Origin of the sequence: Asanoa sp. NPDC049573 (assembly GCF_040676615.1) — a bacterium.
In the GTDB taxonomy this organism is placed as follows: Bacteria; Actinomycetota; Actinomycetes; order Mycobacteriales; family Micromonosporaceae; genus Asanoa.
In genome coordinates, this window is sequence record NZ_JBFAPI010000002.1 from 440,810 (window position 1) to 453,170 (window position 12,361).

General features: G+C 72.6%; 14 protein-coding genes. 6 read left to right on the forward strand and 8 right to left on the reverse strand.

What is annotated here, in order from left to right:
• Positions 1–7: 7 nt before the first annotated feature.
• Positions 8–868: a PhzF family phenazine biosynthesis protein gene (locus AB0J74_RS05650; protein ID WP_363445031.1), complete on the reverse strand. Its 861-nt coding sequence runs from the start codon at positions 866–868 to the stop codon at positions 8–10.
• A 31-nt stretch (positions 869–899) separates the two neighbouring features.
• Between AB0J74_RS05650 and AB0J74_RS05655 the strand changes: the two genes are divergently transcribed.
• The 3 genes from AB0J74_RS05655 to AB0J74_RS05665 are packed head-to-tail and all read left to right on the forward strand — an operon-like array spanning position 900 to position 3,931.
• Entirely contained in the window at positions 900–2,216 is a 1,317-nt protein-coding gene (locus tag AB0J74_RS05655; protein ID WP_363445034.1) for a CBS domain-containing protein, read from the forward strand.
• Positions 2,209–2,754 (forward strand): DUF1003 domain-containing protein, encoded by a 546-nt coding sequence (locus tag AB0J74_RS05660; RefSeq protein WP_363445036.1) that lies wholly within the window; start codon positions 2,209–2,211, stop codon positions 2,752–2,754. Before AB0J74_RS05655 ends, AB0J74_RS05660 begins: the two co-directional genes overlap by 8 nt.
• Positions 2,755–2,785: 31 nt before the next feature.
• On the forward strand, positions 2,786–3,931 hold the full coding sequence (locus tag AB0J74_RS05665; RefSeq protein ID WP_363445038.1) for an Mrp/NBP35 family ATP-binding protein: 1,146 nt from the start codon (positions 2,786–2,788) through the stop codon (positions 3,929–3,931).
• Between the two features lie 6 nt (positions 3,932–3,937).
• Here the strand turns inward: AB0J74_RS05665 and AB0J74_RS05670 are convergent, their stop codons facing one another.
• Together AB0J74_RS05670 and AB0J74_RS05675 are read right to left on the reverse strand one after the other, a co-directional pair.
• A complete protein-coding gene (locus AB0J74_RS05670; protein ID WP_363445040.1) occupies positions 3,938–4,357 on the reverse strand; it encodes a preprotein translocase subunit TatB in 420 nt (139 codons plus the stop codon).
• A 76-nt stretch (positions 4,358–4,433) separates the two neighbouring features.
• Positions 4,434–5,702 carry a trypsin-like peptidase domain-containing protein gene (locus tag AB0J74_RS05675; protein WP_363445463.1) on the reverse strand — a complete coding sequence of 423 codons (1,269 nt, stop codon included), beginning with the start codon at positions 5,700–5,702 and terminating at the stop codon, positions 4,434–4,436.
• Positions 5,703–6,131: 429 nt separating this feature from the next.
• On the opposite strand from AB0J74_RS05675, the gene AB0J74_RS05680 reads away from it, so the two are divergent.
• Entirely contained in the window at positions 6,132–6,773 is a 642-nt protein-coding gene (locus tag AB0J74_RS05680; protein ID WP_363445042.1) for an O-methyltransferase, read from the forward strand.
• Here the strand turns inward: AB0J74_RS05680 and AB0J74_RS05685 are convergent.
• Complete coding sequence (locus AB0J74_RS05685; RefSeq protein WP_363445465.1) at positions 6,770–8,167, reverse strand: leucyl aminopeptidase; 1,398 nt, start codon at positions 8,165–8,167, stop codon at positions 6,770–6,772. The two genes, AB0J74_RS05680 and AB0J74_RS05685, sit on opposite strands and share 4 nt — an antisense overlap.
• 130 nt (positions 8,168–8,297) lie before the next feature.
• Entirely contained in the window at positions 8,298–8,465 is a 168-nt protein-coding gene (locus AB0J74_RS05690) for a DUF3117 domain-containing protein (RefSeq protein ID WP_089253522.1), read from the reverse strand.
• 218 nt (positions 8,466–8,683) lie between these two features.
• On the opposite strand from AB0J74_RS05690, the gene AB0J74_RS05695 reads away from it, so the two are divergent.
• Together AB0J74_RS05695 and AB0J74_RS05700 are read left to right on the forward strand one after the other, a co-directional pair.
• Positions 8,684–9,502: a PaaX family transcriptional regulator C-terminal domain-containing protein gene (locus tag AB0J74_RS05695; protein ID WP_363445044.1), complete on the forward strand. Its 819-nt coding sequence runs from the start codon at positions 8,684–8,686 to the stop codon at positions 9,500–9,502.
• Between the two features lie 3 nt (positions 9,503–9,505).
• The gene (locus AB0J74_RS05700; protein WP_363445046.1) at positions 9,506–10,297 is read left to right on the forward strand and encodes an enoyl-CoA hydratase-related protein; all 792 of its coding nucleotides are present in this window, start codon (positions 9,506–9,508) and stop codon (positions 10,295–10,297) included.
• 24 nt (positions 10,298–10,321) lie between these two features.
• On the opposite strand, the gene AB0J74_RS05705 is transcribed toward AB0J74_RS05700, so the two are convergent.
• The 3 genes from AB0J74_RS05705 to AB0J74_RS05715 are packed head-to-tail and all read right to left on the reverse strand — an operon-like array spanning position 10,322 to position 12,015.
• Entirely contained in the window at positions 10,322–10,903 is a 582-nt protein-coding gene (locus AB0J74_RS05705; RefSeq protein WP_363445048.1) for a hypothetical protein, read from the reverse strand.
• A 22-nt stretch (positions 10,904–10,925) separates the two neighbouring features.
• Positions 10,926–11,495: a DNA-3-methyladenine glycosylase I gene (locus AB0J74_RS05710; RefSeq protein ID WP_363445050.1), complete on the reverse strand. Its 570-nt coding sequence runs from the start codon at positions 11,493–11,495 to the stop codon at positions 10,926–10,928.
• Positions 11,496–11,529: 34 nt separating this feature from the next.
• Positions 11,530–12,015, reverse strand: coding sequence for an SRPBCC family protein (locus AB0J74_RS05715; protein ID WP_363445052.1), 486 nt, complete (start codon positions 12,013–12,015; stop codon positions 11,530–11,532).
• Between the last annotated feature and the right edge of the window lie 346 nt (positions 12,016–12,361).

The window sequence follows — 12,361 nt, forward strand, 5'->3', positions numbered from 1 at the left end:
AGTCGGCTCATCCAACGAAGGGCGGCACCGTCATCTCGCCGCGGGCGATCGGGACGACGTTGCCGGTCACCCGGGCGTTGGTGACCGCGCCGTCCGCGGCGGTGACCACGCACTCCAGCACCGACGGGCGGTGCAGCTCGAGGCCCTGGTGCACCACGTAGCTCGACTCGCCGTCGGCGGGCAGCAATCCCCCGGTCACCAGCCACACGCCGAGGCCCAGCGCCGCCGAGCCGGTGGCCGGGTCCTCGGGGACCGCGAGGCCGGGTACGAAGACCCGGACGTGCGCGGTCCGCGTCAGCGGGTCCCAGGCGAACACGTCCACGTCGGTGGACATGGAGCTGTCGAGCCGGGCCCGGGCCACCGCGTCGGGTCGGACCGGCAGGTAGGGGAACTCGAGACCGCAGCCGGCGACCCGGGGCGGGGCGACCGGGTCGAGGTCTTCGGCGGTCAGGCCGACCGCGGCCAGCAGTGGGCCGGGGTCGAGCGGTTCGCCGACCGTGGCCACGCCGCCGGTCAGGGTGGCGGTCGAGCCGGACACCACGACCGGGAGTAGACCCGCGCCGCACTCCTGCACGACCGGGCCGGCGGCGAACACCCCACGGTTGCTCGCGGTCACCGCCGCGCCGACACTCGGGTGGCCAGCGAACGGCAACTCGCTGTTCGGGGTGAAGATCCGGGCCCGGTAGGTCGCGTCGGCACCGGGCGACGGGGGCAGCACGAACACCGTCTCGGACAGGTTGAACTCGCGGGCCAGGGCCTGCATCTGGGAGCCCGCCAGCTCCTCGGCGCCGAACACCACCGCCAACGGGTTGCCGGTGAACGGCCGGTCGGTGAAGACGTCGACGATCTCGTACGCCACGCTCGTCATGAGGATCAGCCTAGGCAATTAGTCTTGGGTAGTGACGACGGCGCGGGTCTACATCGCCAGGCTCGCCGGCCTACCGGTCTACGACCCCAACGGTGACCAGGTCGGCCGGATCCGTGACGCCGTCGCCCGGCTGCGCACCACCAACCGCCCGCCCCAGGTGGTGGGCCTGGTGGCCGAGATGACCAGCCGCCGCCGGATCTTCCTGCCGATGGGCCGGTTCACCTCGATCGACCCCGAGGCGGTCGTGCTCAACACCGGCATGCTGAACCTGCGGCGGTTCGAGAAGCGCCCCAACGAGCTGCTGGTCCTCGAAGACCTGCTCGACCGCCGGGTCACGATCATGCCCGAGGAGACCCCCGGCACCGTGGTCGACCTGGCGATGGACACCAATCGCACCGGTGAGTGGTCGCTGGCCCGGGTCGCCGTGCGGCAGCCGAGCCGGCGGCTGACCCGCCGGGGCCAGCTCGTCGAGCTCGAATGGGACCGGGTCCGCGGGCTGATCGGGCTGACCGACACCCAGGGCACCGCCGGCCTGCTGGCCGTGTTGGAGCAGATGCGCCCGGCCGACCTCGCCAACGCGCTGCAGGAGATGTCCGACACCCGGCGCAACGAGGTCGCCGCGGCCCTCGACGACGAGCGCCTCGCCGACGTGCTCAGCGAGTTGCCCGAACACGACCAGGTGGAGATCCTGGCCGTGCTCGACCAGGAACGGGCCGCCGACATCCTGGAGGAGATGGACGCCGACGACGCGGCCGACCTGCTCGGTGAGCTACCCGGCCCCGACCGCCAGGCGCTGCTGGACCTGATGGAGCCCGACGAGGCCGAGCCGGTGCGGCAGCTGCTCAAATACGCGGCCGGCACGGCGGGCAGCGTGATGACCTCGGAGCCGGTGATCCTCACCCCGGACGCGACGGTCGCCGACGCGCTGGCCCGGATCCGCGAGCCGCAGCTTCCGCCGGCGGTGGCCGCGCAGGTCTTCGTCGCCCGGCCCCCGATGGCCACGCCGACCGGTCGCTACCTGGGCATGGTGCATTTCCAGAAACTGCTCCGGGAGCCCCCGTCGGAGATCATCGGCGGCGTCGTCGACAGCGGCATCAGCCCGTTGCGGCCAGAGACTCCACTGATCGAGATCACCCGCCGGATGGCGATGTACGACCTGGTCGCGATGCCGGTCGTCGACGCAAACAACCGGCTCGTCGGCGCCGTGACGGTCGACGACGTGCTCGACCACACGCTGCCGCCGGACTGGCGCGACCGCGACGTGCCCGACGAGCCGCCCGCGTCGCCGGTGGCCGTGCCGCCGCGCGCGACGACGCCCAACGGGCGCAACGGCAACGCCGATGGCTGAGCCCCGGCAGGCACCGCGGCTCGACCAGCCGCGCGAGCCGCGCCGGCTCAAGCTCCCCCGCTTCGACCCGGAGTCGTTCGGCCGCTGGTCGGAGGCGATCGCCCGGGCCCTCGGCACCGCGCGGTTCCTGGTCTACATGAGCGTGTTCATCCTGCTCTGGGTGGGCTGGAACACACTGGCGCCGTCGGGGTGGCGCTTCGACCCGTACACCTTCACGTTCCTGACCTTGATCCTGTCGTTGCAGGCGTCCTACGCGGCGCCGCTGATCCTGCTCGCGCAGAACCGGCAGGCCGACCGCGACCGGCTCTCGCTGGAGGAGGACCGGCGGCGGGCGGCGGCGCAGAAGGCCGACACCGAATACCTCACCCGGGAGATCGCGTCGCTGCGGCTCGCGATCGGTGAGGTCGCCACCCGTGACTTCCTGCGGTCCGAGCTGGGTCGCCTGGCCGAGGAACTAGAGGACCGGCAGCGGGGCAAGAAGAAGCGGTCGAAGGCGCCCAGTGGTGAGCCCGACGACCACGCCGACACCGACGCCTGACCCGACCGCGTCCGCGACATACAGTTGCACCATGTCTGCACCTGCCACGTCTCGTGAGGAAGCCATCCAGGCCGCCCTCGCCACGGTCGAAGACCCGGAGATCCACCGCCCGATCACCGACCTGGGCATGGTCAAATCCTTCAAGATCGACGAAGACGGGCTCGTTCTGGTCGAGCTGTTGCTGACCGTTGCCGGCTGCCCCTTGCGCGACAAGCTGCGCACCGACATCACCAGTGCGGTCACGGCGGTCCCCGGGGTGCGCGGCGTGGAAATCGACTTCGGCGTGATGAGCGCCGAGCAGCGCCAGGACCTGCAGACCCGGCTCCGTGGCGGTGGCGGCGCCGAGCCGGTGATCCCCTTCGCCCAGCCCGGATCCCGCACCCGGGTGTACGCGATCGCCAGCGGCAAGGGCGGCGTCGGCAAGTCGAGCGTCACCGTCAACCTGGCCGCCGCGCTGGCCGCCCGCGGCCTCTCGGTCGGGGTGGTCGACGCCGACATCTACGGCCATTCGGTGCCCCGGATGCTGGGCGCGGCCGGCCGGCCCACCCGGGTCGAAGACATGATCATGCCGCCGGAAGCGCACGGCGTAAAGGTGATCTCGATCGGCATGTTCACCGCGCAGAACGCGGCGGTGGTCTGGCGCGGTCCGATGCTGCACCGGGCGCTCCAGCAGTTCCTCGCCGACGTCTACTGGGGCGACCTCGACGTGCTGCTGCTCGACCTGCCGCCGGGCACCGGTGACGTGGCCATCTCGCTGGCCCAACTGCTGCCCAGCGCCGAGATCCTGGTGGTCACCACCCCGCAGCTCGCAGCGGCCGAGGTCGCCGAGCGGGCCGGCGCGATCTCGCTGCAGACCCACCAGCGCCTGATCGGCGTCGTGGAGAACATGTCGTGGCTGGAACTGCCCACCGGCGAGCGGATGGAGATCTTCGGCTCCGGCGGTGGCGCGGTGGTGGCCGAGAAGCTCAGCCGCACGCTCGGCGCCGAGGTGCCGCTGCTGGGTCAGATCCCGCTCGACACCCGGGTCCGGGAATCGGGCGACGCCGGCCTGCCGATCGTGCTCTCGGAGCCCACCGCCCCGGCCGCCCAGGCCATCTCGGCGGTCGCCGACCGGCTCGCGGTGCGGCGCGACTCCCTGATCGGCAAGTCGCTGGGCCTGCGCCCGGCGGGTCGCTGACGGGCTCTACGTAAAGTCGTCGAACGAGCGGCGCGGCGGCGGGGTGCTCGCCGCCGTGTCGGTGACCGGCTTGCGGGTCGCTGACTTGAGGTCGGCGGCCTGCGCCACGTCTTTGAGATCCTGGTGCACGCCGCTGAGGTCGGACTTGGCGTCTTCGAACATCTTCTGCAGCGGCTTGCGCAGGTTCTCCTGCTCTTCCTCGCTCAGCAGGTGCTTGCGGATGAACGCCTTCGGGTGCAGGTCTTCGAGCTGGATGTCGGTGCCGAGCTCGCGGCTCAGGTCACCGGTCGCGTTGCTGGCCATCCGGCGCAGGTTGCGAACCATCCGCAGGCCGTCGCTGATCACGTTGGGCAGCTTGTCGCCGAAGATCAACAGGGCCACCAGGATCAGGAGACCGATCTCCCACCAGTTGAGGTTTTCGAACACCCGGGCCTCCCTCTTGCGATCCCCGGCGCAACCATACGCGCGGCCCGCGCCGGAAGGGAACGCCCCGGGACCCCGGCTACTGGGCGTCTGCGGCCAACGTCACTGACGCGGTCTGGGTCTCCGAGCCACGCCGGTACTCGACCGTGACGACGGCGCCCGGCGCGTATTTGCGGACCAACGCGATCAGGTCGGTGGCCTCTTCCAGCGGGTGCCGGTCGATCCGGGTCACCACGTCACCGGCCCGCAACCCGGCGGACGCCGCCGGGCCACCCGGCTCGACCGTGTCGAGGCGCACCCCGGTGCCGGTGGTGCGGCCGCTGGTGACCTTGGCCCCGATCACCGTGCGGCGGGCCTTGCCGGTGTCGATGATGTCCTGCGCCACCCGCTTCGCCTGGTTGATCGGGATGGCGAAGGCCAGGCCGATGTTGCCGGCGCTCTGCTCGTCGGCGGCCAGCGATTTGATCACCGCGTTGACGCCGATCACCCGGCCACCGCCGTCGACCAGCGGGCCGCCGGAGTTGCCCTGGTTGACCGCCGCGTCGGTCTGGATCGCCGCGTAGTAGCGGACCGGACCGCCCGGGTCGCCGGCCTGGATCGTACGGTCGACGGCGCTGACGATGCCCGAGGTGACCGTGTTGGCCAGCGCCAGCGGCGACCCGATGGCCAGCACCGGGTCGCCGACCGCGATCGCGTCGGAGTCGCCGAACTGCACCGGTGTCAGGCCGTCCTTGGCCAGCTTGATCACCGCGATGTCGGATTCCGGGTCTTGCCCGACCAGCTTGGCCGACACGGTGTTGCCGTCGCTGAACACGGCGGTGAAGGTCTGCGTGCCACCGCCCTCGACCACGTGGTCGTTGGTGATCACATAGCCGTCGGGCGACACCACGAACCCGGAACCGAGGCTCGAACCGGCGCTCGACGCCACCCGCACCGTGACCACGCTGGGCAGCAGCCGCGCGGCGACGCCGGCCAGCGAGTCGGGCGGGCGGTTGGCGGCGGCCGGCGGTGAGGCGCCGTTGCCGCCGAGCGCGGTGTGGCTGCCGCCGATGCCGTTGCGGGCCGCGAACGCGTAGCCGAGCGAGCCGCCGAGCAGGCCGGCAAGAAGCGCGGAGACCACGGCGACGAGCAGCACCGAGCGGTTGCCGGGCGGCCGCGGCGCGTCGGGGTCGACGACGGGTTCCGGCTCGGCCGCGCCGGTCGTGGTCGGTCGCAACACGACCGCGGCCGGTGCGTGCGGGTCGCGCCACGGGTCGCCGAGGGCGTCGGACCACCACGGGCTGGCCGGCACACTGCCGGCGTTGTAGGGCACCGGGCGGGCCGGCACGCTGCCGGGGTTGTAGGGCATCGGGCTGGTCGGCTCGCTGCCGGCGTTGTAGGGCACCGGGCTGGCCGGCGCGCTGCCGGGGTTGTAGGGCGTCGGGCTGGTCGGCGCGGCACCCGCACCGGGCGGCATCGGCCCGTGGTTGGCTGGCGTGGGCCCGTGGCTGGCTGGCGACGGTCCGTGGCTGGGTGGGATCGGCCCGTGGCTGGGTGGCGTGGCGCCCGGGACCGGCTGGCCCGTGGGCCGGCCGCCGCCAGGCTGCTGCCAATTCCAGCCGTCGGTCACATCGCCTCCCGATCGCCCGCCCATTACCCCGACTCAAGGATTGCATGGATAGCTGAAGAGCATTCAGAAGTTGCCGAACGCCCAACCACCCGCCCGTCCATCCAACACCGACGGTGGGTTCTACGCTCATACCCGGTCCCCCCGCTCCCCTCGCACGGAGGTTCACCCATGGGCACCGCCGGCCCGACCACAGCGCAGGCGCTGCAGTTCGCCGACGCGTACCCGCCGGAGGACCTGGTGTTGCAGACCGCCCGGCGGCTCGCCGAGGAGGTGGGGCTGCCGTGCGTGTCGCCCGGCTCGGGCGCGGCGCTGCGGTTGCTCGCCGCCGCCGGCAACGCCCGCTCACTGGTGGAGATCGGCACCGGCACGGGGGTGAGCGGTGTCTGGCTGCTCCGCGGCATGCGCCCCGACGGCGTGCTGACCACGATCGACGTGGAGAACGAACACCAGCGGGTGGCCCGGCGGATCTTCCAGGAGGCCGGGTTCGCGCCGTCGCGTACCCGGATCATCACCGGGCGTGCGCTCGACGTGCTGCCCCGGCTCACCGACCGGGGGTACGACCTGGTCTTCGTCGACGCCGACCCGACCGAGTACGCCGCCTGTGTCGCCGCCGCCGGCCGGCTGTTGCGGCCCGGCGGGGTGCTGGCCGTCAACAACGCGCTGGCCGGCGGCCGGATCGGTGACCCGGCCGCCCGCGACCCCGAGACCGTGCTGATCCGCGAGGTGGTCCGCGACCTGCGCGACGCCGACGACTGGGTGCCGGCGCTGCTACCCACCGGCGCCGGCCTGCTCACCGCCGTCCGCCGCTAGAAGTTGGCCAGCCAGCGCAGCAGCGTGCGTACGCCCCAGCCGGTGGCGCCCTTGGTCAGCTCGGAGCTGTCGCTGTCGACCCAGGACGGCGCCGACATGTCGATGTGGGCCCACCGGTCGCGCAGCGGCCCGGTGAACTCGGCCAGGTAGAGGGCGGCCATCACCGCACCGGCCCCGCCCTCGGAGGTCACGCTGCTCAGGTCGGCGACCTCGCTGCTGAGGAAGTCGCGGTAGTCGGTCGTCAGCGGCATCCGCCAGACCTGCTCCCCGGCGTCGGCCGCGGCGTCGCTGAGCGCCTTGACCAGCGCGTCGTTGTCGCTGAAGAGCGCGGCCGTGCGCTTGCCGAGCGCGACCGCGTTGGCGCCGGTCAGCGTCGCGAGGTCGACGATCAGGTCGGGCTCGAGCCGGGCGACCGCGTAGGCGAGCGCGTCGGCCAGGACCAGGCGGCCCTCGGCGTCGCTGTTGTTGCTCTCGCTCGTGCGGCCGCCCCAGTGCCGGATCACGTCGCCGGGCCGGTAGGCCGAGCCGCTGACCATGTTCTCGGCGAGCGGGGCGAGCGCCGTGATCCGCACCGGCAGGTCGAGGGCGGCGGCGCCGATCGTGGCGGCGATGATGGCCGCGGCGCCGCCCATGTCTTTGCGCATTAGCTTCATCGAGTCGCGCGGCTTGATCGAGATGCCGCCGGTGTCGAAGGTGATGCCCTTGCCGACCAGCACCACGTGCTGGGACGCGCCCTCCGGCGCCCACGACATCTCGACCAGGCGGGGGCCGCGCGACGAACCGCCGCCGACGGCCAGGATGCCACCGAAGCCCTCGGCCGCCAGTTGCTCAGGGTCACGAACCGAGACGGTCAAGCCGGGGTACGCGGCCGCGGCCTCGGTGACCCGCTCGGCGAACCACTGCGGGGTCTTCACGTCGGACGGCATGTTGGTCAGGTCGCGCGCCAGCGTGGTGGCGGCCGCGGTGGCCCGGGCGGCGGCGAGCGCGGCCTCGTCGGCCGGGCCGGCCAGCAGCACCTCGGTGAGCTCAGGCGGGCCGTCGGCACGGGGGCCGGCGAGCCGGAACCGGTAGGAGCCGAGCAGGACACCCTCGGCGAACGCGCGGATGTCGGGGTCTTCGGCCGTCGGCAGGGCGACGGTGACCGAGGCGGTGCGGGCGGTGGAACGGGCCAGGCCCGCGCCGGCGGCGCGCCAGCCGCTCGCGCCCTCCCCGGCGCCGACCAGCAGCACCTTCGACGGTCGTTGGGTCGGTCGGGGCAGCACCTCCACGGCGCCGGGCTTGCCGCTGTGCGTCGCGGCCATCGCGACCACGTCGTCGGGCAGGCCCTCGGTCAGCGGCGCGCCGGCCCGGATGGGCACGACGATCGTGTCGGCGTCGGCGTCTGCGGGGTCGATGAAACGGATTGTGGGCACGCCGGCCTCCCGGGCTCTGTGCTGTGGAACTGGTGTCGCTTCGAGACTGTGTCGCTGAACAAGGAGGCCCGCCGGCAGCCCGGGTGGGCGTGCCGGCGGGCGCGGTCGGACGTCAGCCGGCGGCGGTCTTCAGTGCGTCACCGAGCGCGTTGGCCTCGTCAGGGGTCATCTCAACGACGAGCCGCCCTCCGCCTTCCAGCGGAACCCGCATCACGATGCCCCGGCCCTCCTTGGTGACCTCCAGCGGACCATCGCCCGTCCGCGGCTTCATCGCCGCCATGTTGTCTCCCCTCAGACTCGCCAGGGTGGTGGGTTATCCCACAGCCACTTCGTTACAGCGGCACCACGCTACGGCCCGTGGCACCGTATTACCCGAGGGCGCCTCGCAGGGCGCCGACCAATGATTTTCCCTGATAACCACCGCTGGACCCAAACCGAGGCGGTATTGATGTGACAGCATCTAGCTTATCTTGAAAGTGGCTGTCACAATGTGCGGTCATGCAGGCACGGTCGGCACTCTTCGACCTCTACGGCGACTACCTGCGCCCCCGTGGCGGCAGGGCTCCCGTCGCCGCCCTGGTGCGCCTGCTCGCACCCCTCGGCATCGCACCGCCCGCGGTGCGCACAGCCGTGTCCCGCATGGTGCGACAAGGCTGGCTGCACCCGCTGCGGCTGAGCACCGGGCCCGGCTATCTGATCACGTCCAAAGCGGCCAGGCGACTCGACGAGGCCGCCGCCCGGATCTACCGCACCAACCGGGCAGGCTGGGACGGCCGGTTCGACCTGATCGTCCTGGAGGCGCCGGCCGCGCGCCGGGAACGGCAGCGGCTCGGCGCCAACCTGAGCTATCTCGGCTACGGGATGCTCGACGAGCGCACCTGGGTCGCCACCCGGCCCGGCGCCGACGTCGACGCCCTCCTGGTGGAGACCGGCATCGGCTACGAGCGGTTCACCGCGACCCACGCCGCCGGCACGTCCGGCGCGATGGCGGTCGTGCGCCGCGCCTGGGACCTGGAAGAGATCGGCAACGCCTACGAGACGTTCGTGGCCGAGCAGCGGCCGTTGCTGTCCCAGGTCACGCCGCGCAGCGATGACGAACTCGCGTACGCGGCGCGGTTCCGGCTCGTGCACGCCTGGCGCACGTTCCTGTTCCGCGACCCGCAACTGCCGCCGGCCCTGCTGCCCGAGCGCTGGGCCGGCAGCAACGCGGCCGCGTTCTTCGACCGGCACGCGACGCGGTTGCGCCCGGCCGCCGACCGCTACGTGGAAAGCTGTCTCGACGCGGGCCTGCGGGCCGCCCGATCGAAAGGTTCCTGAGACGTGAGTGACGTGCTGCTGGTCGACCGCACCGACGCGGTGGTGACGCTGACGCTCAACCGGCCCGAGGCGATGAACGCGCTCGACGTGCCGCTGAAGGAGGCGCTCCGCGACGCGCTGGCCGCGCTGGAAACCGACCGGTCCTGCCGCGCGGTCGTACTGGCCGGCGCCGGCCGGGCGTTCTGCGCCGGTCAGGACCTGCGCGAGCACGTCGGGGTGCTCGAGTCGGGCACGTCCGACTCGCTCGACACGGTCCGCCGCCACTACAACCCGATCGCGTCCCGGCTGGGCAGCATGCCCAAACCGGTGGTCGCCGCGGTCGGCGGGATGGCGGCCGGCGCCGGCGCGGGCCTCGCCCTGTTGGCCGACTTCCGCATCGGCGGCCCGAGCACCTCGTTCCTGATGGCGTTCGCCAACGTCGGCCTGGCCGCCGACACCGGCCTGTCCTGGTCCCTGCCCCGCCTGGTCGGCCACGCCAAGGCGATCGAGTTGCTGATGCTGGCCGAACCGGTCAAGGCCGAGGCGGCCGAGCGGCTGGGCCTGCTCACCCGGGTGGTCGAGGCCGACGCCGACGTGCTGCCGGCGGCCCAGGCACTGGCCGCGCGGCTGGCGGCGGGCCCGACGGTGGCCTACGGCGCGATCAAACGCGAACTCTCGGTCGGCGACGCCGGCACGCTCAACGACGCGCTGGCCGCGGAGGCCCAGGCCCAGACCATCAGCGGCGCCACGGCCGACCACCGCAACGCCACGCTGGCCTTCGTCGAGAAGCGCAAGCCCACGTTCGAGGGCCGCTAGCGGCGGCATCAAGGCCGCGCGGTTCTAGTCGTCTTCTTCCGGGTCCTGGTTGGCTTCCTCGCCGAGGACGAAGGCCTGCATGGCCAGCTCGTCGTCGGACGGTGAGACGTAGGTGGGGAGTTCGCGCGGGCCCAGTTCCATCACGTAGGACCAGAAGAGGCGGACGGCCTCGGCCGGGTTGGGTGCCTCGATGGGCAGGTCGAGGCTGACCAGCCAGGTGCGGTTGTCGACGGCGGGCGCGACGCGGGCGGTCAGGGTCGCGAAGGTGCTGCCGTCGACCGGGGTGACCGGGCCGGCCGGGGTCAGCTCGGCGGCCGCGGCCGGGTCGTCGAAGAACCGCCGGGTGTAGGTGACCACCACCGGGCCGGGCGCGGCCACGTCGGCGTTGTCGGGGTCGTCGTCGGAACGGCCGGCCGCCGAGGCGACCCGGCCCAGGGCGACGATCTGCGGAGGCTCGGCCTCGGCGATGACCAGCACCTCGTCGCCCGCGACGGGGCGGGGGGCGTCGCCGACGTCGGAGAGCTCCAGCGTCTCGTGGTGGAAGAGCCGCTCGGCGGCCAGCCGAGCCTCGGGGATGACGACCGCCCACTGTGCCATGTCAACCATCCCATCACAGCGGGCGGCCGGGTCAGTGCGGCGGCACGTGGCAGCCCTCGATGTGGTCGTCGACCATGCCGGTGGCCTGCATCAGCGCGTAGGCCGTCGTGGGGCCGACGAAGCGGAAGCCGCGCTTCTTGAGGTCTTTGGCCATCGCCGTGGACTCGGGGGTGATCGGCGGGACCTCGGCGCCCGAGCGCGGCCGGTGCTCGCGCGGCGGCGGCGCGTAGGACCACAGCAGCTTGCTCAGCCCGCCCTCGACCGACAGTGCGGCGCGGGCGTTGCTGATCGCGGCGTCGACCTTCTGCCGGTTGCGCACGATGCCGGTGTCGGCCATCAGGCGGGCGACGTCGCCCTCGTCGTACGCCGCGACGGTCTTGATCTTGAATTTCCCGAACGCCTTCCGGAAGTTTTCCCGTTTGCGCAGGATGGTCAGCCAGGACAGGCCCGACTGGAACGCCTCCAGGGTCATCCGCTCGTAGAGGTGATCGTCGCCGTGCAGCGGCTGGCCCCACTCGGTGTCGTGGTAGGCGAGGTAGTCGGGACTGCTGCCCCACGGGCAGCGCGCCTTGCCGTCGGCGCCGATCACGAGGTCTGTCACAGGCAAAACCCTATGAGTGGGGTACGACAGAACGTCAGGGCAGCCGGCCGGCCTCGACCAGCCGGGCGAAGCGCTTGAGGGCCTGGGTCAGGCTCAGCTTCGAACCAGGCCAGAGCACCGGCCAGGCGACCCGGCCGGCGGCGCCACCAGGCAGGTGGAACCACTCGTGCCAGACCACCTGGGTGCGGTCCGTGCCCATCGGGGTGCAGCGCAGCACGCCCGGCCCGCGCAGCAGCCGGCCCTGGTGGATGACCCGCACCTCGTAGGGCGGGTCGAGCCGGGCCACCCGGAACTCGTCGCGGAGCACGGCCGGCCCGAGTGCGGTGACGGCCTCGATCACGGTGCCCTCGCCGCCGTCGCCGGAGACCACCCGGACGGTGGTGAACGGGATCCACTCGCCCTGCCGGCGCCAGGCGGTGAACGCCTCGTACACCTGCTTCGCGGGTGCCTTGATGATGACCGTCGCGGTGACCTCTCCGGCGCCGGGCTGGGCGGCCTCGCGCAGGTCTTCCTCCCTCATCGGCGTGCCGATCCCGCGTCCTCCGTCGGCGTGCCGACGCCCGAAGAGGTTTCGGCCTCGTCGCGCTGTTTGGCGGAATCCGCGTCTTCTGCGGAAGGACCCAGATCGGCCGGCGCCGCTGTCCGCTTCGTGGGACGCGAGGTCCGGGTGGCCGTGCGGCGCGCGGGGGTGCGGGCCTTGGCCGGCGCGACCGCCTCGTCGGTGGCCGGCTCGGCTGCCGTCGCCGGCGAGGCGCCTTCGGCGCTCGCCTCGGCGACCGGCTCCTGGGCCTGGCTCGCCCGGTCCGTCTCCGCCGGGTCGGTAGCTGCCAGGTCATTGCCGGCCCGACCGGCGGCTGCCTGGTCGA